Genomic DNA, 20,310 nt, shown 5'->3' with positions numbered 1-20,310 from the left:
TTTCGACAAGGACAAGTGGGAACTCTACCATGTCGACGCGGACCGCTCGGAGTCGACGAACCTTGCCGATGAACATCCCGAAAGGCTCAAAGCGCTGATCAAGGTCTGGTTCGATGAGGCCAAAAAGAACTTCGTCTTGCCGTTGGACGATCGTTCGGCGGTAGAACTTCTGGGGGTCGACCGACCGACCGATGAACCGCCGCGCGAGCGATACATTTATTATCCGGACACTGCAGAGGTGCCCGAGTCGGTCGCAGTCAACATACGCGGCCGGTCATATAAGATTTTGGCGAATGTCGAGATCGTCGATCCGGACTGTTCGGGCGTTATTTTCGCCCATGGTTCGCGCTTCGGCGGCCACGCGCTGTTCATCAAGGACAGGAAGCTGAACTACGTCTACAACTTCCTTGGCGTTAAACCCGAGCAGAAATTCGTCTCGCACGAGCTGTCCCCGGGCAAATATACCTTCGGTATGGAGTTCATACGCGAAAAGGCAGGCGAGCATGGCGAGTCGCTCGGTCAGACGACGGTCTATGTCAACGAGAACGTCATCGCCCAAGGCCCGATGAGGACTCAGCCTGGAAAGTTCGGACTTAGCGGCGACGGCCTGTGCGTCGGACGCGACAGCGGCGACACCGTGAGCGAGGACTACAAATCGCCTGCGCAATTCGTAGTCGGCACAATCTTCGCCGTCGGCGTCACCGTTGAGAAGGAACAGTACCTCGATCTCGAGAGGCTGGCTGCGGCAGCGCTTTCGGTAGACTCGACGAAAGTTTGGGCTGGGCGCGAAAATTGGGACCACCGCCGTCGATCTGATTTTGACGGAGCCTGACGACGAGGACTCGGGCGGAGCCGCATGCGCTGGGACGATGAAGTCGGAATGTCCATCGCACGTGGCGTGGTCCGCGGTCGGCAAAAACTAGAGTACATCCGCCATGCGCACGCCTACGGCGCCAAGTCCCAGCCTGCCTGAGCTTCTTGATGCGCCGCCGAGCTTCCACTAGCTCGCCAAGCCGAGCGGATCGGCGTGCAATATTGATTGTCGATACTGTTTTTTTCTTTCGAAGGAAGCGCTCTACCCTGGCGATCGCCAGCGCATGTCTGAGGCGACGCTCGACGTATATATTCGACAGTTGCTGGAATCGCATCGCGTGCCGAATGTCACCGTTGCTTGGCAGGGTGGCGAGCCGACGCTCATGGGACTCGATTTCTTCAAGCGGTCGGTCGAGCTTGTCTCGAAATACCGGCGTCCCGGCCAGCGTGTAGAGCACACATTCCAGACGAATGGCGTCGCGCTCGACGACGAATGGTGCGCCTTTCTCAAGAAGCACAACTTCCTCGTCGGTCTGAGCATCGATGGGCCGAGGGAGATTCATGATCGATATCGACTGACGCGCGGAGGCAAAGGAACCTTCGATCTGGTCATCGGCGGACTGGCGCTGTTGCGCAAGCACGGCGTCGACTTCAACATCCTCTGCGCTGTGAATGCCGCCAACCAGGATTGCGGGCTTGAGGTCTATCGGTTCTTTCGCGATGAACTCGGAGCGACTTGGATTCAATTCATTCCCATTGTCGAGCGCGCGACGCCAGAAACGTTGAAAATCGCCAATCTTGGTTGGAGCGCGCGGCCCGGCCAAAGCCGGATGCTTTACACGCAAACAGGTTCGCTCGTTACAAACCGTTCAGTGGGCGGCCGCGCATATGGGCAGTTTCTCATAGCCATTTTCGAAGAATGGGTGCGCCGCGACGTTGGCGCGATTTTCGTCCAGATGTTCGATGTGACGCTCCACGCCTATTTCGGCCAACATATGCTGTGCATCCATGCGCCGACCTGCGGCAATGGACCGGCACTCGAGCATAATGGCGACCTCTATTGCTGCGACCACTTCGTGGAGCCGGATTACCGCCTCGGCAATATCCATGAGACGCATATGCTGGAGCTCGTCGCTTCACCCCGGCAGCGAAAGTTCGGCCGCGACAAGCGCGACACGCTGACTGCCCAGTGCCGCAGTTGCGACGCGTTGTCACTCTGCAATGGCGGCTGCCCCAAGGATCGTTTCGTCGAATCCCGCGAAGGAGAGGCGGGCCACAATTATCTTTGTGAGGGCCTGGAACGTTTCTACAAACATACACGTCCAGCGATGACGACGATGGCGAGCCTGGTTCGGCAGAATCGCCCAGCGGCCGAGGTTATGGATTGGGTCCGCCGCCAGGACGCCAAGCGCGGCCGCAACGAGCCTTGCCCATGTGGCGGAGGACGAAAATTTATACATTGCCACGGACAGCTGTCGCATCGGAATGTGGATATCGACGGCATGTCCAAACGAAACAGCCTCGGGCAAACCCCGGGCGGTTCATAGCGGTTCAGACGAATTCGCCGACGCGCCGCTCCTGCTCGTCGCCATATTGTCGCGAGGTCTATACCGCCGCCACATCCGTCCGCGAAAAATCGTCGCCGACATAGAGTAGGGGACAGGAACCAGAAGGGGAGAGCGTTTTTATGTCTCATTCGCTGCTGATCCGCATCCTCTCCGTGGCGCTCTCCATCGCCGTTTTTCTGGCGCTGGCGATCCTCGGCGCTGGTGGAACGGCGGCCTATTTCGCCAATCCGGCGCGGTCGGCGTTGGTCGTCGTCACGCTCGCACTCGGAGTCGCCTCGCTTTTCGTCGGCGGCAATCTCAGTCCGGGCCTGCGCGAGGACCGCGGCAATCGCTGGGTCATCCCGGCGTTTTTTATTCTCGGGCTGCTCGGCGCCTATCTGCCCGCCTGGGCCGACCGAGAGGGTTTTTGGACATTGGACGGCGACGCGGTGCGATGGCTGGGGGTTGCGCTTTACGCATCGGGCGGGGCTTTGCGGCTGCGGCCGGTCGCCATTCTCGGCCGGCGTTTCAGCGGCCTTGTCGCCATTCAGCCGGGCCATGAGCTCGTCACCACCGGACTTTACGGGCGCATCAGGCATCCGAGCTATCTCGGCTTGCTGATCTCTGCGTTCGGGTGGGGGATGGCGTTCAACACGGCGGTCGGCGTGCTTCTGGCGGCGGCGAATATTCCGCCGCTCGTCGCCCGGATGAACGCCGAGGAGCGCTTGCTGAGCTCCGAGTTCGGCGCTTCCTATGACGCCTATCGCGCCCATACCGCGCGGCTCATTCCGGGCGTGTATTGAATTTGCGGGCCAAAGGAGATGGCTCATGAAGCGTCTATTGCCGCGCCTGCTGCTGCTCAGTCTTTTCCTCGCGCCGCCCGCACAGGCTGGCGACGTCATAAGGCTCGCGCCGGGACGCAGCGCGATCTTTTCGCTGCAGGAGAATGTCACGACCGGCTACTCGTGGCGCATCGATCAAGCCGCCAGCCGCAATCTCGGCATTCTGTCGATTTCGGATGGGGGTCGCAGCGCCGGTCGGCGGCGCATGGTCGGCAGCCCGAGCGTGCGCCATTGGAACATTCGCGCGCTCAAAGTCGGCCGGGCCGAGATCGTCTTCGTCTATCAGCGGCCCTGGGAGCCCGCGCCGGTTCAAACCCGCAATGTCGAGGTGGAGGTCGCGCCCTAAGTCGGCGCCGCGGATTAAATGCGTCAACCCCAGCTTAGTCGCGACCATGCGAGCCTGGAGGCTCGCGGCCCGGGATGCGCCGCCCTTGGAACGCGAACCTCCTAGCTCGCCACAGCTCTTGCGAGCGATTCAGTTATTTCATGGCGTCGCTTAAGCGTCGCTTCTTCGCGACGCCTTCATCGCGTCTTCGAGCCGCATTGTCGCCGAGCCGCGCTGCGCCGGCTTCTGCTGGCTCTCATGCGGCGCCCAGCCAGAGGCCCAGACGATGTCGAATGTCGCGCGCACGCGTCCGTCAGGGTCAGAGAAGCGGTCGGCGTAAATCTGCGCCGCGCGGGCGATAATGTCGCGTCGCAGCGGTTTGCGCGCGCGCTTCACAAGAACATTGGCGGCGCCCATGGCGCGCAGATCCTCGATCAGCGCGAACATTGAATCATATCGCAGCGTGACGCTGTCGACGTCGGCGACGGGCAGGGCGAAGCCGGCGCGCTGCAGCAATGCGCCCATGTCGCGCACGTCGACGAAGGGTGAGACGCGGGGACTCGCGCCGCCGGCGATTTCGTCTTCGGCCTGCGCGAGCGCCGAACGAAGCTCGACGAGGCTCGCGCCGCCAATCAGGCAGGCCAGGAAGAGCCCGTCGGGCGCGAGCATGCGCCGCGCCTGCGCAAGCACGCCCGGCAGATCATTGACCCATTGCAGCGCCATGCCGGAGACGATCAGGTCGAAGGAGCCGGGCGCAAAGGGTGGAACTTCTTCATCGATGCTGACGTCGCCGCCATAGCCGCTCGCGCGCAAAGGACGCGCGCGGCCGCTCGCCACGACAGCCTGCGAAAAATGCGCGGTCGGCGAGCCGAGATCGAGCGAGCGGGGAAATTCGCGCTTCACGGTCAGCAGGCGATCGAGCAGATCGTCTGCGGCGCGCGCCATCAGAAAATCGGGCGCGCCTTTCGCCATCGCTCGAGCAAGACGCCGGCGCAGCAGGGCGCGATCAAAAATTTTCGGCGGTCCGACTGTTTCGCTCATTCCTTACGACCGTGTCCGCGCCAGTTAGCTTAGCATGCGCGCAACGCGCATGAATATTGACGAAAGGATGGCGCAAATACGACGCAATGGTCTGAAGCGACGGGTCGCAAGTTCAGAAATTCACGACATATCTTAACGTTAAGCCCTAACCTGAAGACGCGGAACGTTTCGACAAGATCATGGCGAAAGTTAGAATGTGGCCATTCGAAAAGTCGCCGCCAAGGCGTCAGTAAACAGGGTGTAAGCGTCATGCGTAACCTCTTTGATCTTTCGCGTCGAGCCCGTAGCGCCAAGCCGACGGGATCGTTGAAGTTTCTCTTGCTCGCGGCGGTCGCCGGAGCGGCGCTGACTGCGCTGCCGGAGAGCGTGGCGGCCCGCAACATCGTCTCCTTTTCGCCGAGCGTCGCTCCCGGCACGATCGTCATCAGCGCCGGTCAGCGCCGGCTGTTCTATGTCGTCGATACCGGCGTCGCCATCAGCTATCCCGTCGCCGTGCCGAAGCGCGGCAAGGAATGGTCGGGCGAGACGTCGGTGGCGGGGAAATACGTCAATCCGGACTGGGTTCCGCCGGCGGTGGTGAAGGCCGACCATCCTGAATTGCCGAACTTCATTCCCGGCGGATCGCCGCGCAATCCAATGGGCGTCCGCGCGCTGACCCTGAGCAACGGAGAGGTGGCGATTCACGGCACGACCCGCAGGATGCGCGCCTCGGTCGGCACCGCCGCCTCCTATGGCTGCATTCGGATGCTGAACGAGGACGTCTCCGATCTTTACGAGCGGGTGAGCGTCGGCGCGCCGGTGATGATGACGCGCTAGCATTCGCTGACTCGAAAGCGCGAGTCGCGCCGCGTCGAGAATCAAGCCTCGCCCGCAATGCGTGGGCGAGGCTTTTGTTCGACTTGTGTTTGGCTTGCGGCGCGCCGGCGCGCGCTCCATCGCTTATCCAGAGCTTTTTTTCGTGTGAGTCGCTGTGGAAGACCGCCGCTACACGATGGACGCCGACCGGCGAATCCCGCAAGTCTTCTGCGCAACGGGATCAGCGCATCGCTTTTTTCGCGTCACAGTTCGAGTGTGGAGTATAGTGAAACAAGAGATGATTCGACTTCGAATCAATTGCTTGAAAAGGAGGCGCCTCTCGGAAAACTCCACGACGCATCGTCGCCTGTCTTTTAGTCGCCGCGTCATGCTGACATCCAAAAAAAGGTTGGCACATGCTGATCGCAACAGAAAATGAAACTGAACGCGCCGAACATCCCGTGGATGTCGTGGAGCAACTGGCGGCCACCAACGACTGGTCTTTCGATCGAGACGACGAAGACGAGATTTCAATTTCCGTCGCCGGCGCCTGGACGGAATATCACGTCGCCTTCACCTGGCTTCCGCATCTCGAAACGCTGCATGTCAGCTGCGCCTTCGATCTCAAGGCGCCCGAGCGCCGGCGCGGCGAACTGATGACGCTCGTCAACGCGATCAACGAGCAGATGTGGATCGGGCATTTCGACTTCTGGCCGAAGGAAGGGGTGGCGATGCATCGTCACGGGCTGATCCTCAGCGGCGGCGCGCAGCCGTCGGCGACGCAATGCGCGGCCTTGCTCGACAATGCGCTTCAGTCCTGCGAACGTCATTACCAGGCCTTCCAATTCGTGCTCTGGGCTGGAAAAAGCGCCAAGGAAGCGCTCGCCTCCGCCAATTTCGAGACGAAGGGCGAGGCGTGACTGACAAGGTCGGCCTGAAGGAGTCGGTCGCCCTGATCGGCGCCGGCAACATGGGCCTCGCATTGCTCGAAGGCTGGACGTCGCAAAATCTGATCGGCTCCGTTTCGGTAGTCGAGCCGCAGCCGTCGCAGCGGCTTCAGAATTTATGCGCCGAACACGGCTACGTGCTTAATGGCGCCGCCGCTCCGCGCGACGCCGTCGTTCTCGCCGTGAAGCCGCAGGCGCTCGAATCCGGCGCCGTCGCCGCGGCGCCATTTGTGGGCCCCTCGACCGTGGTGGCGTCGATCCTCGCCGGCAAGCGCATCGGCGACATCGCCGCGCATCTGCCGACGCGGGCGATCGTGCGGGCGATGCCCAATACGCCGGCGGCGATCGGGCGCGGAATCACCGGCGCCTTTTCCAGCCCCGCGACCAGCGCCGCTCAGCGTGAGCTCGCCGACGCGCTGCTGCGCGCCGTCGGCGCGGTGGAATGGGTCGAAGACGAGTCGCTCATTGATGCGGTGACCGCCGTTTCGGGTTCGGGCCCCGCCTATGTCTTTTATTTCGCCGAATGCCTTGCCGCCGCGGGGGCCGAAGCTGGTCTGCCGGCCGCGCTTGCGGCGCGATTGGCGCGCGCCACCGTCGAAGGCGCAGGCGAACTGATGCGTCGCCAGCCGGAGACGGGTCCCGACGAATTGCGCCGGCGCGTGACCTCTCCCGGCGGCACGACTGCAGCGGCGCTAGAGGTTCTCGAGGCGCCGGACGGCCTCGCCGCGCTGATACGACGCGCCGTCGCCTCGGCGAAACGCCGGGCGACGGAACTCTCCGGTTGAGATGGCCCGCGCCTTGTCCCGTCGCCGGACGACAATAGAATACAGATTAATAGATTCCTGCGGACCTGGAGACAGACATGAACAGCGGCGGCAGCCCCCGCGACCGAGTGATTGACGCGACGCTTCGGCTCGCGGCGCGGCGAGAGTTCGGCGACGTGACGCTCACCGATATCGCCCAGGAGGCCCGCCTCTCGCTCGCTGATCTGCGCGAACTTTTCCCGTCGAAGGGCGCGATCATGGGCGCGTTCTCCCGGCGCATTGACCGCGAGGTTCTCGATGCGCAGCCAAAGGAAGCCTCGCATGAACCCGCGCGCGAGCGGCTCTATGACGTGCTGCGCCGTCGCCTCGATGCGTTGGAGCCGCACCGCGAGGCGCTGGCGAGCGTCGGGCGCTGGGCGGCGCGCGACCCGCTCACCGCCGCGGCGCTGAACCGGGAAACCGTGAACTCGATGCGATTCATGCTGGAGGCGGCGGACGTCGACAGCGAGGGCCCGGTCGGCTCGCTCAAGCTGCAGGGGCTGGCATTGGCCTGGAGCCGCGTGCTTGAAGATTGGTTCGCCGGCGACATCCATGACGCTTTGTCGACCCTCGATCGCGAACTCACCCGCGGCGAGCGCTATGTCGATCGCGCCGAGGACTTCGCAAGGCTGACGCGGCCCTTCTATTCCTTTGCGCAGAGCTTGTTTGGCTGGCGTCCCCGGCGCAGTCGCGATCACGACGACGACAGCGACTATCCGCACGCCCGCGCGTGATCGGCGAGCCCGGCGTTACAGCGGCAGGCTGGCGGTCGCGCGCAGGCCGCCGAGCGGGCTGCGGTCCAGCGTGAGGTCGCCGCCATGCGCCCGCGCGATGTCGCGCGCGATGGCAAGCCCCAGACCAGAATTTCCCTCGTCCTGGTTGCGCGACTCGTCCAGACGGTAGAAAGGCCGGAACGCCTCTTCGCGACGCTCGACAGGTATTCCCGGACCGTCATCGTCGATATGGATGGTCATCATCGCGCCGTCGTTCACTGCCGAGAGTTCAATGCGCTTGCCATAGCGCTGCGCATTGCCGACGAGATTGGCGAGCAACCGCTTGATCGCCGCCGGCCGCGCGACGATTTTTGGATCGCCTTTGATCTTGACGGCGGCGGCGAGACCAAGCCGCTCGGTTTCCGCCTTCAACTCGCTGAGAATCGCGGCGATGTCGGTGGGCGACGAAATCTCGTCGCCATCGCCGCGCGCAAAGGCGAGATAGGCCTCGACCATGCGCTCCATCTCGTCGACGTCCTTGCGCATTTCGACGGCTTCGTTGGAGTCGCCCATCAATGCGAGGGAAAGCTTGAATCGGGTGATGATGGTGCGCAAATCGTGCGAAACGCCGTTGAGCATGGTCGTGCGCTGCTCGATCGCGCGTTCGAAGCGGCGCTTCATGTCGAGGAAGGCCGCGCCCGCCTGCCGAACCTCGCGGGCGCCGCGGGGGCTGAACGCGACATTGCGGCCTTTGCCGAATTCCTCGGCGGCGCGGGCCAGACGCAGGATCGGCCTGATCTGGTTGCGCAGGAACGACGTGGCGATGGCGACGATGATCACCGAAGCGATCGCCATCCACATAAAGAATATATAGGAATTAGAGGCGTAGGCGTGCGTGCGCGTCGCGAACATCCTTAGCGTGGCGTCGTCGAGAGCGACGCGGATTTCAATCAGGTTGCGGGGAAGCGACGTGTTGATCCAGAACGGCTCCTTAACTCTGCGTGAGAGTTCTCTCGTCAGCGCTTTGTCGAGCAGCGAGAACAAGGGTGTTTTGGGCGCCGGCGCCGGAAGCTCCTGTTTGGGTAGAACCGCGATCTCCATGTTGAGATTGAAGGCGGCGATGTGGCGCAGCTTCGCGTGGTCAGGGTCCTGAGGGAATGACTGATAGACATCTACAAGCGCCGCGACCTGACGGGCCATCCCGGCCGACAGGCGATAGGTCACCACCTCCCAATAGCGTTCCATGAAGACATACGCGACGGCGGACTGGAGCAGCACGACCGGCAGAATCACGATCAGCAGCGCGCGGGCGTAAAGCCCCTTCGGCATGCGGTCATGCAGCCAGTTGGCGAAGCGCCGCCACAGATTGCGTGGCGCGGCGAGTACTTCCGGTAAGACGGCGGTCATCGTGACGACTCTATCATTTCATCGGCATCATTTCATCGGTTACTGGGCAGGGGCTCGACGAGAAGCCGGTAGCCGTGGCCGCGCACGGTCTGAAGATAGCGCGGCGCATTGGGGTCGGTCTCGATTTTGCGCCTTAAGCGGGCGATTTCGACGTCGACGCTGCGCTCGCTTGCGCTTCGATCGGGATCGCGTTGCGCGAGGGTTTGGCGCGATAACAGGGCGCCGTCGCCTTCGGCCAGCGTCCGCAGGAGATCGCGCTCGCGCGTGGTCAGCCGGACCGGCGCCCCGGCGCGCAGCAGTTCGCCGCGCGACGGATCGAACACGAAGTCGCCGAACCGCCTCGGTCCCGCCGGCTCCGCGCGCCGCGCACGGCGCAAAATGCTGGCGATGCGCAACGACAATTCCCGAGGATCAAAAGGCTTCGCGAGGTAGTCGTCGACCCCGGCCTCGAGCCCTTCGACGCGGTCCGCCGTCTCGGTCAGCGCGGTCAACATGAGAATCGGCGCGGAGCGTAAGGGCTCCGCGCTTCTGCGAAGCCGCGCCGCGAAGGCGGCGCCGGTTTCGCCGGGCATCATCCCATCCAGCACGATGAGATCGAAAGCGAAATCGCGCAATCTCACGCTCGCTTCGCTTGTGTCGGCTGCGGCGCTGACCAGATAGCCCTCCTTTGTCAGATAGCGCGACAGCAGGGTGCGAATGCGCTGATCGTCGTCAACGACCAATATATGCGCCGCCTTCGCATTCGGGGCACCGGCAGGATGCGAAACGAGCGTCATGGCGTGTCGCCGGCCGCTTTTGCGCTTGCGAGATGGGCGCGAACGCGCGCGCGCTCGTCGGGGTCGATCATCGCGAACAGAAATTCCGAGGCCGCGCCGCGCGCGACAGGCGGCAGCTCATCCATGACTTTCAGGAATCGCGCAGATTGCAGCGCCGAGAGATCGCGCGCCAGATTCGCTCCCTGGGGGGTCGGATAGAGCAGGCGCTGGCGGCGGTCGACGATTCCGGCGCGCGCCTCGACGAAGCCCGCCTCGAGAAGCTGTTTCAGCACTCGGTTGAGGCTTTGCTTGGTGATTCTCAATATATCCAGCAGCGCCGCGATGGTGAGGCCGGGGCGGCGGTTGACGAAGTGCAGAACGCGATGATGCGCCCGGCCGAAGCCGTATGTTCCGAGCAGCCGATCCGCGTCTCTGACGAAATCGCGATAGGCGAAGAAAAATAGCTCGACAAGTTCGAGAGCGTCCTCGTCGGTCGTGGCCGCAACTTCCACAGCGCTTCTCGGCCAAGCGGCGGCCGAGCCGGGCTCAACGATTTTTCTCGCTAGGAGTTCGTTCACGCTGGTTCTTGCCTGACGTTTGGCGCGAGCTATTTACGTCAACTATATTGACATAAATCTGACCGATGGCTAGTGCTGACCGCGCGTCGCAGCGCCTTGTTTAGCCTCTTCGATCGCGTCTTCCCGGAGTTCGCCATGCCGCTTCCGCCCTTCGATCAGCGCGACGGATTCATCTGGTATAACGGCGCGCTGGTTCCCTGGCGCGAAGCCAAGCTTCACGTCCTCTCGCATGGTCTTCATTACGCCTCTTGCGTCTTCGAAGGCGAACGCGCTTACGGCGGCTCGATCTTCAAATCGAGCGAGCATTCGGAACGGTTTCAGAATTCCGCTCGAATTCTCGATTTCGAGATTCCCTACAGCGTGGAGCAGCTTGACGCCGCCAAGCATGAGACCGTTAAAGCAAACGGTCTTTCGAATTGCTACGTGCGGCCGGTGGCGTGGCGCGGCAGCGAAATGATGGCGGTGGCGGCCCAGCATTCGACGATCAACGTCGCGATCGCGGTCTGGGATTGGCCAAGCATGTTTGACGTCGAGACCAAGATGAAAGGCATCAGGCTCGACATCGCCGAATATCGGCGGCCAGATCCGCAGACGGCGCCGTCGATGGCGAAGGCGGCCGGCCTCTATATGATCTGCACCATTTCAAAGCATCGCGCGGAGCGGCGCGGCTTCGCCGACGCGCTGATGTATGATTGGCTCGGCCGCATCGCCGAATGCACCGGCGCCAACGTCTTCTTCGTGCGTGACGGCGCATTGCATACGCCGATCGCCGACTGTTTCCTTGACGGCATCACCAGGCGCACGGTGATCGACCTAGCGCGACGACGGGGGATCGAGGTCATCGAGCGTCGGATCATGCCAGAGGAAATGGCGTCCTTTTCGGAGTGCTTCATCTGCGGCACGGGCGCCGAAGTGACGCCGGTGTCGGAGATCGGCGTCTATCGCTTCACCCCCGGCGAATTGTCGCGCGCGCTGATCGAAGACTATTCGCGCGAGGTGGAGAAGCAGCCTTCGCCCGCCGTCTGAGCGCGCCGGCGGAATTACCGCGCGTCGATAATTGGATCAGCCGCTCATTCGCGCCTTGATCGCATGTTCCGCGAGAGTCTTGCCCAGCGACCAGACTGCGGACGGCGCCTTATGCGCGTCCGCGATGACGGCGTCGAACGATTGTTCGATCCAATCGCAATCTTCGTCCGATATCGTTAGCGGCGGCAGCAGCTTGATCGTGTGATTGCCATGTCCGGCCACTTGCGTCAGCACTTTGTGGTCGCGAAACAGCGGGATCGAGATGAGCTGACAGAACAGGCCCGAATTGACTGTTTCCAGCAGATTCCAGGCGGCTTTCAGCTTGAGCGACTTCGGCGGCCCGAATTCGACGCCGATCATGAGACCCTTGCCGCGCACGTCGGCGACGAGTTCGTAGCCTTCGGCCATTTTTTGAAAGGACGCGAGAAGGCGATCGCCCTTCTTTGCCGCATTTTCGATCACCCGCTCGCTTTCGAGAACATCGAGCGTCGCAATCCCCGCCGCCATGGCAAGATCGTTCTTGCTGAAGGTCGAGCCATGCACCACCGCACGATCCATGCGGTCGAAGACCTTGTCGAAAATCCATTTGCGCGCCAGCACCGCGCCAACCGGCACATGGCCGCCGGAAAGCGCCTTGGCGACGACGATCATGTCGGGTTCGACGCCCGGAAAATGATCGATGGCGAAGAAGCGGCCGGTGCGGCCCAGCCCCGTCTGAATTTCGTCGGCGACAAACAGCGTTCCATATTTCCGACAAAGCGCCTGCGCCCCGAGCAGATAGTCGTCTTGAGGGATGTTAACGCCCTTGCCCTGAATCGGCTCGACGAAGAAGGCGGCGATGTCGCGACCGGCCAATGCGCGCTCGAGGGCGCCGAGATCGTCGAATTCGACCTCATGGGCGTTTGGCAACAGCGGGCCGAACCCCTTCTTGAAAATTTCGTCGCCGTTCATCGACAACGAACCGTAAGTCAGGCCGTGGAAGGAATGCGCGCAGTGCAGGATTCCAGGACGACCCGTCGCCGCGCGCGCGAATTTGATCGCCGCTTCGACCGACTCGGCGCCGGAATTGGCGAAAAACGCCTTGTCCAGCCAAGGCGCGTAAGCGAGCAGCTTTTCGGCGAGAACGCCGGCCAGAACCGAAACGTCAAGTTGCACGAGATTGGCGAGTTCGCCGTCGAGCACGCTCACCAGCGCGTCGCGCACCTTAGGATGGTTGCGTCCGAGCGCGAAGACTCCCCAGCCGCTGAGGAGATCGAGATAGCGGTCGCCCTTGCGATCCCAAAGGTAGGGGCCCACGCCTCGCGTGAATCCAACATCATAGCCGATCGTCTTGAGAACGCGGACCCACATTTCATTGAGGCGCTTCGCATGCAGCGAAAAGCGCTCGCCTTCGCGCGCGGCCGCAAGAGCGGCGAGGTCGTATCGCGGATCGACTTGGCCGGAAGCGCTGTCCGGAGCGCGATTCATCGTCGGCGCGCTCGCTGGGGCGGTCGTAGAAATGGTCATGGCGGCGCTCCAACCGAGAAAATGGGAGGCAGGCGTCAAGGCGCACACGCTCGCCCATTCCGATTGCGCGTCACGGGCCGGTTTGTCAAATCGCGCCGATGTGGCGCTCGGGCCACAGGCGCGAAGATTTGTGCGTCGCCGTCGGCCTCATCCGCTGGCGAACCACCCCCATATTGCGCAATATCGCTGCACGCGACGATGCGTGCGCATGCAAGTTTCAACATGTGCGCCAATGGTTTCGCCAACGCGCGCGCAAACGCCGCGCATATCCACAGACATTGCGCTTGGTGATGAAAATTGCAGGTTGGAAGGCGCGCTGCGGGTGATATCTTGTAAGAAGTGATTCTTGAGCGATGCGGGGTGATACGCGCCTTAGGAAGATCGCCAACGCGCGCGTCAGGACAATGCTCTGGATCAGCATTGGGGAGTTTAGTCGGTGGGCGATAAAATGACTTTTCAGGATGATTTGACGGCGAGCGCGACTGATCCGGATGAGTCCGGTCTTGAATTGGTTGAGGTTGCGGGACGGATAAAATGGTTCGATGTCGCCAAGGGCTATGGTTTCGTGGTGCCGGACGATGGCGCCGCCGACATTCTTCTCCATGTCACCATTCTCCGCCGCAGCGGGATGCAGACTGCTTTTGAAGGCGCGCGCGTGGTTTGCGAGGCGCAAAAACGCGCCAAGGGCATGCAGGTTTTTCGAGTCATCGCGATGGACGAATCGACGGCGGTCCATCCGTCGCAATCCAGCGCCGGGCGCACCCATGTCCAGATCGCTGCGACGAGCGGTTATGAGATCGCCATCGTCAAATGGTTCAACCGGGTGAAGGGATTCGGATTTCTCACGCGCGGCGAAGGCACCGACGATATTTTTCTGCACATGGAGACGGTGCGCCGCTACGGCATGACCGAACTTAAACCCGGCGATAGCGTGCTCGTGCGTTACGGCGGCGGTCCGAAGGGTCTGATGGCGACCGAGGTGCGTCCGCTTGAAGCAAAGAGCGTTCCGTCGCATTGACGACCGCCTTGCTGCGCAGCATCCTTTGGAGCGCTTCCAAATGAGAGCGGCGCAAAACTTCCGCTTACTGATCTTGTCCTTGCTGGCGCTGCTCGCGTTCACGGTTGCGCATGCGGGGCCGGCGGCTGAGGTCGCGCGCATCGTGACGTCGACCGGCGAACATGACTTTAAGGTCGAAGTCGCCGAAACGCCCAAGTCCCGCGCGCGCGGTCTGATGTTTCGCAAGTCGATGCCGGCCGATCGGGGGATGCTGTTCGACTTCAAGGTCGAGGGGCCGGTCTCGATGTGGATGAAGAACACCTACATTCCGCTTGATATGGTTTTCATCGGGCGCGACGGGCGGGTAGTGGGGGTCGCCGCCGATACGGAGCCATTGTCCGAACGGATCATCAGCTCGCCCGCGCCGGCTTATGCGGTGCTGGAGCTCAACGCCGGCGTGGCGCGGCGCATCTCGCTCGCGCCCGGGGACCGGGTGCGTCACCGCATGTTTGATCGCTAGGATCGCGACGCGTATGGGGCGGATTCGCCCATTCGCAGAAAAATGATCGATCTCAAAGCATAGAACGCGCTAGGCGCAAAAGGCCGGCGACTGCTTTTTCTCAAGCCGCGGCTCTCATGGCGCGTTCTCTTGTTAGAGGCGGGCTTGCGTGATAGCCAAATTCGAGCGAGGGCAGGGCCGCCATGGGCCAGGCCTGTCCGGCGGGGTATGGCGCAGCCTGGTAGCGCGGAAGTTTTGGGTTTCGCCCAGATCTTCAACCCTAACACACTGAAATTAAATCAAAACCTCTCTCAGTGTTTTGGACTTTGCGGGTCCTGTGTGAGCGTTTTGTTCGCACAGCGCCTGCACACTAGGGAGATGAAAAATGGATTCTCATTTCGATGAATTCCGTCGCCTCTTTGTCGAGGAACGGATGAGAGTGTCTGCGATTTACGAGCGCTTCGAACGGAAAGTGACGCACCAGACTCTGCGCGAATGGTGCGAACGACTCGTCTATGATTGCAGGGGCACGAATTTGGTTCGACCACGATCACGATCATGAGGCGCGCTTGATCGTTTCTCATATGAATTGGCCATCAGTTCTAGATGGCTAATTCCTCGCTCGGACTCCAGCAGCGTCTATTGTTAGAGGTTTTTCACCTCGTAGACCTCTGTCGATTGCGATTGCTGTTGTCCGAGCGAGGTCTCCTGACCGTGTCAGAGCAGCGCAGAGAGCTGTCTAAACAACCGGAGCCAGCTCTCAGTCTCTACCAGAGACTGCTATTTGACGGGCTCAAATATGACCATCCTCGCATTACACAAGAATCGTCTCTACCGACCGTCTGTGTTGGAGAGGCAACTCTACATACGAGGTGATAACGATGGATAATTTACTAGAAGTTCTCGCTGGTGTAGCCAACGCGTTAGCTGTCGAGATTCTCAGCGAATTTACAGAAGAGGATTATGCGATGCTTGGTATCGAGCCGCTGGAAAAAGCTGCACAGGCATTGGAACATGCCGGAGTTGAGGTGCCATATACTGTCCAGGAAGCACTTAGACTCCGTTGCGAATGCTACGCGCGATACAGGCTTACGCTTGGGTAACGTATGAGGCCAAGATGAGCCCAAATTTCTTGTTTGGGCTCATCATCTTCAGCACACTTTTTATCCAGCAAGGTGCTGATCAACAAAAGGGTTCGTCAGCCATGTAACACAGTAGCAATAGATCGAGAAATCGAGTACTGCGAGAAGGTTGAATGATTTCAACGGCGGGGTATAGCGCAGCCTGGTAGCGCGGAAGTTTTGGGTACTTCAGGTCGCAGGTTCGAATCCTGCTGCCCCGACCAGCGCGAACGTCGCCGCGCATAGTCACAACGCGCCTTGGCGCGCAGCTCCAGAGACGAGGCCATATGACCGCACGCATCTATCTTCCCGCGCCGAGCGCCACTCAATCCGGTCCCGGCTCCGATTTGTGGCGCCTCGACTTCGAGCCGGAACTGCCGCGCAGCATCGAGCCGCTCATGGGCTGGACGAGCTCCGGCGACATGCGCCAGCAGGTCAGACTCAAATTCGCGACGAAGGAAGAGGCGATCGCTTACGCCGAGCGCAACGGCCTCGCCTATCGCGTCGAGGAGCCAAGGCCCAATCTCGCGGCGCGTCGCGGCGTATCCTATTCAGATAATTTCAAAACCAGCCGCATCGGACTCTGGACGCATTGAGTCATCTTCGGCCCCGTAGCTCAGCCGGATAGAGCAACTGCCTTCTAAGCAGTAGGTCGCAGGTTCGAATCCTGCCGGGGTCGCCATATATGACTCCCCTGTCGGACGTCGTCTGGCGCCGCATTCACCGTGGTGATACGGTATGCGGCGTAAGCTGCGCCGTCGACGGCTCCGTAGCTCAGCCGGATAGAGCAACTGCCTTCGAAGCAGTAGGTCGCAGGTTCGAATCCTGCCGGGGTCGCCAGTCGAAGTTAAAGTCGACGAGGACAGGCAGATGCGACTCAACCGCCTGGGCGCGAGAAGAATCGCCGGCCTTCTAGCTATGGCGGCGGCGCTCGTTTCGCCCCTCGACACTTTGGCGCAAGGCGATTTTTTCGATGACCTCTTTGGACCGGAGCCGTATTCGGCCTATCCGGCGCGCCGGTCCGGGCGCGTTACGCATCCGCGTCCGCGGCCTCGGGCGCCGAAGGCCGCTATTCGGCGCGACAGGGCTCCAGAGGCGCACGCCGAGGAAGATTCGATGTCGGGCGGCGGCTATTGCGTGCGCGCCTGCGACGGCTATTATTTTCCTTTGATCAAGTCTTCGCTGGTCTCCGGCCAGCATTCGTGCGAACTCGCCTGTCCGTCGGCGCGCGTTGAGCTCTATGAGGGCGAAAGCATCGAGGATGCGCGCAACGCCAAGGGCGGTCGCTATTCGGCGCTGCCGGTCGCTTTCAGCTTTCGGGATAAATTGACGGCGGGATGTTCCTGCAACGATCCGGCCACGTCTCACAATTACTTTCTGAGGCTTTCGCGCAGAGACCCAACATTGCGGGACGGCGACGTCGTCATTGGACAGAATGGCGCGTTCATATATAGCGGCTCCAGTCTGGTCAGCCTCAGCCGCGCCTCGCGCCACATCCGCGCGCGCCTTCGCAACGTGCTGCCCCGCAGATTCGCGCCGAAAGATGCAAGCGTTTCTCTGTCCCAGGAAGACGCGTTCGCTTGGAACAAAACGCAGCGGCGCGCGAAATAGTCGCAGCCGCCAGCATCTCGCCGCTTTACAGCCGAGGTTCGCCCGGCTATGTGCGCGAGCCGAGTATGACGGTTTTATGACGAAGATTCGGGGGCGAGAGCGCCATGCTTTCTTGGTTCCAGGCGCTCATGCCGAGAGAGGAGCGCTTCTTCGACCTATTCGAGCGCCACGCGGAGACGCTCGTCGCTCGCGCGCATGTGTCGCGCGAATTGTTGAACGGCGGCGAGCGCGTCGCTTTGTGCGCTCAGGAAATCCGCCGCCAGGAGCATGAGGCCGACGCCACCAGGCGCGAGGCGCATCTCAGGGTTCGCCGCACATTCATCACGCCCTTCGATCGCAGCGACATCCGCGCCGATCGCGTCTCCGGCATCGTTGAGCATATCTAGGGCCCGTGCAAGTGATCGCCGCGCTCCTCTATGCGCATGGCGCGCTCCGCGGCGCATTTTACGCGCCCTTTCGGGTCGTCATCGCCTGTCAAGCCGCCATGGGCCTTGGAACTTTGTTTGGCGGTTGGCGAATCGTGCGCACAATGGGGTCGCGAATCACGCGGTTGACTCCTATTCAGGGATTCTGCGCCGAGACCGGAGGAGCCATTACCTTGTTCCTGGCGACGGGATTGGGAATCCCCGTGTCGACGACGCACACGATTACCGGCGCGTTCATCGGCGTTGGCGCGTCGCGGCGCGTCGCGGCGGCGCGCTGGAATGTCGCAAAGGATATCGTCGTCGCCTCGGTCGTCACCATGCCCATGGCCGCCTTTTTTGCTGCGGCGTTCTATGTGCTCGCGAGGTTCGTGGCATGAAGACGCCGAAACCCAAGAAGAAGCGCGAGGGCGCTAGCCCCGTTCCACGCACGCAATATGCGGCCTTGCCCTGGCGAATCGCCAATGGTCGGATGGAGGTGATGCTGGTCACCTCGCGCGACACCAAGCGCTGGGTCGTTCCGAAGGGCTGGCCGATGAAGGGCCGCAAACCGCATATCGTTGCGGCGATCGAAGCGGTGCAGGAAGCCGGACTCCTTGGCAAGATCGATAAGGTGAAGCTCGGCGACTTTAGCTATGAGAAACGCCTCAAGAGCGGGACCACCGTCGACTGCCGCGTCGAGGTGTTCTCTCTTCGCGTGCGACTGCAGCGTAAGAAATGGCCAGAGAAAAGCCAGCGCGCCACCCGCTGGTTCGAATGCGCCATCGCCGCCGATCTCGTCGAAGAGCCCGAATTGCGTGATCTAATGATCGCCTTCTGTGGCGCGGCGGCGCAGAATAACGCGTAGAGCGACGGTCTAAGCAATTCGCCGCCGCCCTATCGCGTCGGAGTCGACGGCGGATCGGCGCGCATCCAGCCCTTCGGCAGCTTCATGCGCGCGGCCTTGCAAAATTCCGTCGGCTCGGCAGCTTTGGCGGTTCTATCCCTTCGCGAAGGGCGGGCCCGGACCGGCGCGGCGGGAACGACCTTGTCGCCCTTGTTGTAGATCGTCTTGTCCTTGCAAACATCTGGGCATTTGCCGATGACGTCGGACTTGTTCTGGCCGCAGCCCTTGCAGGCGCATGTGACGTTCGGGAAGTCCTGGCCGCTGGCGGCAAGCGCCGGCGCAAGGCCGGCAATCAACCACCCGCAGACGCCAGCATAAGCGGCAAACCGGGAAACGGGCGCCATATCTCTTCTCCCTTCGAACGACCTTCGCCACACAGGAAATAGGAAGTTTGGAATATATTCTAAGCGCGGCGTCTTTAGGAGACTTTGAGCCGGCCGAGCCCCGCCGCCAGATCCGACTTCAGATCGGCGACGTCCTCCAGGCCAATCGAGAAGCGCAGCGCCGGTCCTTCTGGGGCCCAGCGCGTGGCCGTCCTGTAAGAGGCGCAGTCGAACGGCAACACGAGGCTTTCATAGCCGCCCCAGGAAAAGCCGATGCCGAAAAGTTCCAGCCCGTCGACAACAGCGGCGACCGCCTTTTTCGAGACGTCTTTTAGAATGACCGAAAATACGCCGGAAGCGCCGTTAAAGTCTCTTTTCCAAAGCTCATGGCCGGGATGCGTTGGAAGGGCGGGATGCAGCACGCGCGAGACTTCCGGTCGATCTTGAAGCCATTGCGCGATGTCGAGCGCGGCGCGCTCCTGTTCGCGCAGCCGCAGCGCCATGGTGCGCAGTCCGCGCAGCGCGAGCGACGCGTCGTCGGGACTGGATCCCATGCCGAAGGCGTTGAAGGTCGCACGCAGGCGCTTCGCCCATTTTGCGTTGGCGGAAACGAGGCCGATGAGAAGATCGGCGTGGCCCGCGAGATATTTTGTGCCGGCTTCGATCGCAAGGTCGCAGCCGCGCTCATGCGGCGGAAACAGAAGCGGCGTCGCCCAGGTGTTGTCTGCGATCACGCAGGCGCCATGGGCGTGCGCGGCGGCGGCGATGGCGGGCACGTCCTGAACCTCCATGCTCTGCGAGCCGGGCGATTCGACGAGCACCGCAGTCGTCTCCGGCCTCATCAGCGTGGCGACGCCGCCGCCGATCAGCGGATCGTAATATTCGACATTCACCCCGAAACGCTTGAGCAGCCCGTCGCAAAATATGCGCGTCGGCTGATAGGCGGAGTCGGCGATGAGCGCATGTGCGCCGGCATGCGTCGCCGTCAACAGCGCCAAGCCAATCGCCGCGAGGCCCGAGGGCGTCAGCACGGTATCGACCGCGCCGGCAATCTCGCTCCAGGCCTGCTCGAGCGCGCGCGTGGTCGGCGTGCCTTTGGTGCCGTAAGTATAGGGCTGGCGCAGGCCCTCAAGCGCGGCGACCGTCGGAAACAGAACGGTCGAACCACGATAAATCGGCGGATTGACGAAACCGAAATGATCGAAGGGCGCGCGGCCGGCTTGCGTCACAAGAGTGGCGAGCCTTAATTTATGCTTTGTTTCTTTCTTTTCGTTAGACATGCAGCCTCTGACGAGTCGCCTTTGCGCGCGCGCCGCGAGACCGTAATATATCCGCCGCCGGATGCCGAGCCCG

At 61.9% G+C, this 20,310-nt stretch carries 22 protein-coding genes, 3 tRNA genes and 2 pseudogenes; 20 read left to right on the top strand and 7 right to left on the bottom strand.

The annotated features are described in order from the left end of the window. Positions 1–1,016: 1,016 nt before the first annotated feature. From AB7I51_RS03080 to AB7I51_RS03065, 4 genes and pseudogenes are all read left to right on the top strand, one after another. Positions 1,017–2,147 (top strand): annotated as a pseudogene (locus AB7I51_RS03080) (anaerobic sulfatase maturase); the annotation flags it as partial. Further along, the gene (locus AB7I51_RS03075) at positions 2,142–2,360 is read left to right on the top strand and encodes an SEC-C metal-binding domain-containing protein (protein WP_428406116.1); all 219 of its coding nucleotides are present in this window, start codon (positions 2,142–2,144) and stop codon (positions 2,358–2,360) included. The pseudogene AB7I51_RS03080 and the gene AB7I51_RS03075, both read left to right, overlap by 6 nt. Before the next feature lie 140 nt (positions 2,361–2,500). Further along, complete coding sequence (locus tag AB7I51_RS03070; protein ID WP_428402611.1) at positions 2,501–3,163, top strand: methyltransferase family protein; 663 nt, start codon at positions 2,501–2,503, stop codon at positions 3,161–3,163. A gap of 25 nt (positions 3,164–3,188) precedes the next feature. Beyond that, complete coding sequence (locus tag AB7I51_RS03065; RefSeq protein WP_428402612.1) at positions 3,189–3,548, top strand: protease inhibitor I42 family protein; 360 nt, start codon at positions 3,189–3,191, stop codon at positions 3,546–3,548. Positions 3,549–3,698: 150 nt separating this feature from the next. Here the strand turns inward: AB7I51_RS03065 and AB7I51_RS03060 are convergent, their stop codons facing one another. Beyond that, entirely contained in the window at positions 3,699–4,568 is an 870-nt protein-coding gene (locus tag AB7I51_RS03060) for a methyltransferase domain-containing protein (RefSeq protein WP_428402613.1), read from the bottom strand. 249 nt (positions 4,569–4,817) lie between these two features. Here AB7I51_RS03060 and AB7I51_RS03055 point away from each other — a divergent pair, with 249 nt between their 5' ends. The 4 genes from AB7I51_RS03055 to AB7I51_RS03040 all read left to right on the top strand — a co-directional run bounded on the left by AB7I51_RS03055 (position 4,818) and on the right by AB7I51_RS03040 (position 7,847). Next, entirely contained in the window at positions 4,818–5,384 is a 567-nt protein-coding gene (locus tag AB7I51_RS03055; protein WP_428402614.1) for a L,D-transpeptidase, read from the top strand. A 395-nt stretch (positions 5,385–5,779) separates the two neighbouring features. After that, positions 5,780–6,283, top strand: coding sequence for a YbjN domain-containing protein (locus AB7I51_RS03050; RefSeq protein WP_428402615.1), 504 nt, complete (start codon positions 5,780–5,782; stop codon positions 6,281–6,283). Further along, positions 6,280–7,095, top strand: a complete 816-nt coding sequence (proC, locus tag AB7I51_RS03045; protein ID WP_428402616.1) for a pyrroline-5-carboxylate reductase — start codon at positions 6,280–6,282, stop codon at positions 7,093–7,095. Before AB7I51_RS03050 ends, proC begins: the two co-directional genes overlap by 4 nt. A gap of 77 nt (positions 7,096–7,172) precedes the next feature. Further along, positions 7,173–7,847: a TetR/AcrR family transcriptional regulator gene (locus AB7I51_RS03040; RefSeq protein WP_428402617.1), complete on the top strand. Its 675-nt coding sequence runs from the start codon at positions 7,173–7,175 to the stop codon at positions 7,845–7,847. A 15-nt stretch (positions 7,848–7,862) separates the two neighbouring features. Here the strand turns inward: AB7I51_RS03040 and AB7I51_RS03035 are convergent, their stop codons facing one another. The 3 genes from AB7I51_RS03035 to AB7I51_RS03025 are packed head-to-tail and all read right to left on the bottom strand — an operon-like array spanning position 7,863 to position 10,566. Further along, positions 7,863–9,233, bottom strand: coding sequence for an ATP-binding protein (locus AB7I51_RS03035; RefSeq protein WP_428402618.1), 1,371 nt, complete (start codon positions 9,231–9,233; stop codon positions 7,863–7,865). A 32-nt stretch (positions 9,234–9,265) separates the two neighbouring features. Next, positions 9,266–10,009 carry a response regulator gene (locus AB7I51_RS03030; RefSeq protein WP_428402619.1) on the bottom strand — a complete coding sequence of 248 codons (744 nt, stop codon included), beginning with the start codon at positions 10,007–10,009 and terminating at the stop codon, positions 9,266–9,268. Then, a complete protein-coding gene (locus tag AB7I51_RS03025; RefSeq protein WP_428402620.1) occupies positions 10,006–10,566 on the bottom strand; it encodes a MarR family winged helix-turn-helix transcriptional regulator in 561 nt (186 codons plus the stop codon). Before AB7I51_RS03025 ends, AB7I51_RS03030 begins: the two co-directional genes overlap by 4 nt. A 135-nt stretch (positions 10,567–10,701) precedes the next feature. Between AB7I51_RS03025 and AB7I51_RS03020 the strand changes: the two genes are divergently transcribed. Then, positions 10,702–11,592, top strand: coding sequence for a branched-chain amino acid aminotransferase (locus AB7I51_RS03020; RefSeq protein WP_428402621.1), 891 nt, complete (start codon positions 10,702–10,704; stop codon positions 11,590–11,592). Between the two features lie 36 nt (positions 11,593–11,628). Here the strand turns inward: AB7I51_RS03020 and AB7I51_RS03015 are convergent, their stop codons facing one another. Continuing rightward, positions 11,629–13,059, bottom strand: coding sequence for an aspartate aminotransferase family protein (locus AB7I51_RS03015; protein WP_428402733.1), 1,431 nt, complete (start codon positions 13,057–13,059; stop codon positions 11,629–11,631). A gap of 475 nt (positions 13,060–13,534) precedes the next feature. Between AB7I51_RS03015 and AB7I51_RS03010 the strand changes: the two genes are divergently transcribed. From AB7I51_RS03010 to AB7I51_RS02960, 11 genes and pseudogenes are all read left to right on the top strand, one after another. Beyond that, complete coding sequence (locus AB7I51_RS03010) at positions 13,535–14,116, top strand: cold-shock protein (RefSeq protein ID WP_428406108.1); 582 nt, start codon at positions 13,535–13,537, stop codon at positions 14,114–14,116. A 40-nt stretch (positions 14,117–14,156) separates the two neighbouring features. Then, entirely contained in the window at positions 14,157–14,615 is a 459-nt protein-coding gene (locus tag AB7I51_RS03005; protein ID WP_428402623.1) for a DUF192 domain-containing protein, read from the top strand. 860 nt (positions 14,616–15,475) lie between these two features. Further along, positions 15,476–15,697 carry a hypothetical protein gene (locus AB7I51_RS03000; RefSeq protein WP_428402624.1) on the top strand — a complete coding sequence of 74 codons (222 nt, stop codon included), beginning with the start codon at positions 15,476–15,478 and terminating at the stop codon, positions 15,695–15,697. A gap of 165 nt (positions 15,698–15,862) precedes the next feature. Next, a tRNA-Pro gene (locus tag AB7I51_RS02995) sits at positions 15,863–15,939 on the top strand. Positions 15,940–16,002: 63 nt separating this feature from the next. Next, positions 16,003–16,311: an ETC complex I subunit gene (locus tag AB7I51_RS02990; protein ID WP_409980881.1), complete on the top strand. Its 309-nt coding sequence runs from the start codon at positions 16,003–16,005 to the stop codon at positions 16,309–16,311. Between the two features lie 9 nt (positions 16,312–16,320). Continuing rightward, a tRNA-Arg gene (locus tag AB7I51_RS02985) sits at positions 16,321–16,397 on the top strand. A gap of 81 nt (positions 16,398–16,478) precedes the next feature. After that, positions 16,479–16,555 (top strand) — tRNA-Arg (locus tag AB7I51_RS02980). Between the two features lie 30 nt (positions 16,556–16,585). Beyond that, positions 16,586–17,326, top strand: a complete 741-nt coding sequence (locus AB7I51_RS02975; protein WP_428402625.1) for a DUF2865 domain-containing protein — start codon at positions 16,586–16,588, stop codon at positions 17,324–17,326. Positions 17,327–17,430: 104 nt separating this feature from the next. Then, positions 17,431–17,712, top strand: coding sequence for a DUF47 domain-containing protein (locus AB7I51_RS02970; RefSeq protein WP_428402626.1), 282 nt, complete (start codon positions 17,431–17,433; stop codon positions 17,710–17,712). Positions 17,713–17,723: 11 nt separating this feature from the next. Next, positions 17,724–18,128: pseudogene (locus tag AB7I51_RS02965) on the top strand (anion permease); the annotation flags it as partial. Further along, positions 18,125–18,595, top strand: coding sequence for an NUDIX hydrolase (locus AB7I51_RS02960; protein WP_428402627.1), 471 nt, complete (start codon positions 18,125–18,127; stop codon positions 18,593–18,595). The pseudogene AB7I51_RS02965 and the gene AB7I51_RS02960, both read left to right, overlap by 4 nt. Positions 18,596–18,624: 29 nt before the next feature. On the opposite strand, the gene AB7I51_RS02955 is transcribed toward AB7I51_RS02960, so the two are convergent. Further along, positions 18,625–18,978, bottom strand: coding sequence for a hypothetical protein (locus AB7I51_RS02955; protein WP_428402628.1), 354 nt, complete (start codon positions 18,976–18,978; stop codon positions 18,625–18,627). A 74-nt stretch (positions 18,979–19,052) separates the two neighbouring features. Then, positions 19,053–20,237, bottom strand: a complete 1,185-nt coding sequence (metC, locus tag AB7I51_RS02950; RefSeq protein ID WP_428402629.1) for a cystathionine beta-lyase — start codon at positions 20,235–20,237, stop codon at positions 19,053–19,055. Positions 20,238–20,310 lie beyond the last annotated feature (73 nt).

It is taken from the genome of Methylocystis sp. (assembly GCF_050246715.1).
Taxonomy (GTDB): domain Bacteria; phylum Pseudomonadota; class Alphaproteobacteria; order Rhizobiales; family Beijerinckiaceae; genus Methylocystis.
The sequence above is the reverse complement of the archived record's forward strand: the minus strand, read 5'-3'. Positions and strand labels throughout refer to the sequence as shown.

Excerpts from the sequence above, each read along its gene's own strand:
- AB7I51_RS03060 (WP_428402613.1), bottom strand. The coding sequence starts at position 4,568 with ATGAGCGAAACAGTCGGACCGCCGAAAATTTTTGATCGCGCCCTGCTG.
- AB7I51_RS03000 (WP_428402624.1), top strand. The coding sequence starts at position 15,476 with ATGGATAATTTACTAGAAGTTCTCGCTGGTGTAGCCAACGCGTTAGCT.
- AB7I51_RS03075 (WP_428406116.1), top strand. The coding sequence starts at position 2,142 with ATGACGACGATGGCGAGCCTGGTTCGGCAGAATCGCCCAGCGGCCGAG.
- AB7I51_RS03050 (WP_428402615.1), top strand. The coding sequence starts at position 5,780 with ATGCTGATCGCAACAGAAAATGAAACTGAACGCGCCGAACATCCCGTG.
- AB7I51_RS02955 (WP_428402628.1), bottom strand. The coding sequence starts at position 18,978 with ATGGCGCCCGTTTCCCGGTTTGCCGCTTATGCTGGCGTCTGCGGGTGG.
- AB7I51_RS02975 (WP_428402625.1), top strand. The coding sequence starts at position 16,586 with ATGCGACTCAACCGCCTGGGCGCGAGAAGAATCGCCGGCCTTCTAGCT.
- AB7I51_RS03005 (WP_428402623.1), top strand. The coding sequence starts at position 14,157 with ATGAGAGCGGCGCAAAACTTCCGCTTACTGATCTTGTCCTTGCTGGCG.
- AB7I51_RS02990 (WP_409980881.1), top strand. The coding sequence starts at position 16,003 with ATGACCGCACGCATCTATCTTCCCGCGCCGAGCGCCACTCAATCCGGT.
- AB7I51_RS02970 (WP_428402626.1), top strand. The coding sequence starts at position 17,431 with ATGCTTTCTTGGTTCCAGGCGCTCATGCCGAGAGAGGAGCGCTTCTTC.
- AB7I51_RS03040 (WP_428402617.1), top strand. The coding sequence starts at position 7,173 with ATGAACAGCGGCGGCAGCCCCCGCGACCGAGTGATTGACGCGACGCTT.
- AB7I51_RS03015 (WP_428402733.1), bottom strand. The coding sequence starts at position 13,059 with ATGAATCGCGCTCCGGACAGCGCTTCCGGCCAAGTCGATCCGCGATAC.
- AB7I51_RS03035 (WP_428402618.1), bottom strand. The coding sequence starts at position 9,233 with ATGACCGCCGTCTTACCGGAAGTACTCGCCGCGCCACGCAATCTGTGG.
- metC (WP_428402629.1), bottom strand. The coding sequence starts at position 20,237 with ATGTCTAACGAAAAGAAAGAAACAAAGCATAAATTAAGGCTCGCCACT.
- AB7I51_RS03030 (WP_428402619.1), bottom strand. The coding sequence starts at position 10,009 with ATGACGCTCGTTTCGCATCCTGCCGGTGCCCCGAATGCGAAGGCGGCG.
- AB7I51_RS03055 (WP_428402614.1), top strand. The coding sequence starts at position 4,818 with ATGCGTAACCTCTTTGATCTTTCGCGTCGAGCCCGTAGCGCCAAGCCG.
- AB7I51_RS03020 (WP_428402621.1), top strand. The coding sequence starts at position 10,702 with ATGCCGCTTCCGCCCTTCGATCAGCGCGACGGATTCATCTGGTATAAC.
- AB7I51_RS03070 (WP_428402611.1), top strand. The coding sequence starts at position 2,501 with ATGTCTCATTCGCTGCTGATCCGCATCCTCTCCGTGGCGCTCTCCATC.
- AB7I51_RS02960 (WP_428402627.1), top strand. The coding sequence starts at position 18,125 with ATGAAGACGCCGAAACCCAAGAAGAAGCGCGAGGGCGCTAGCCCCGTT.
- AB7I51_RS03065 (WP_428402612.1), top strand. The coding sequence starts at position 3,189 with ATGAAGCGTCTATTGCCGCGCCTGCTGCTGCTCAGTCTTTTCCTCGCG.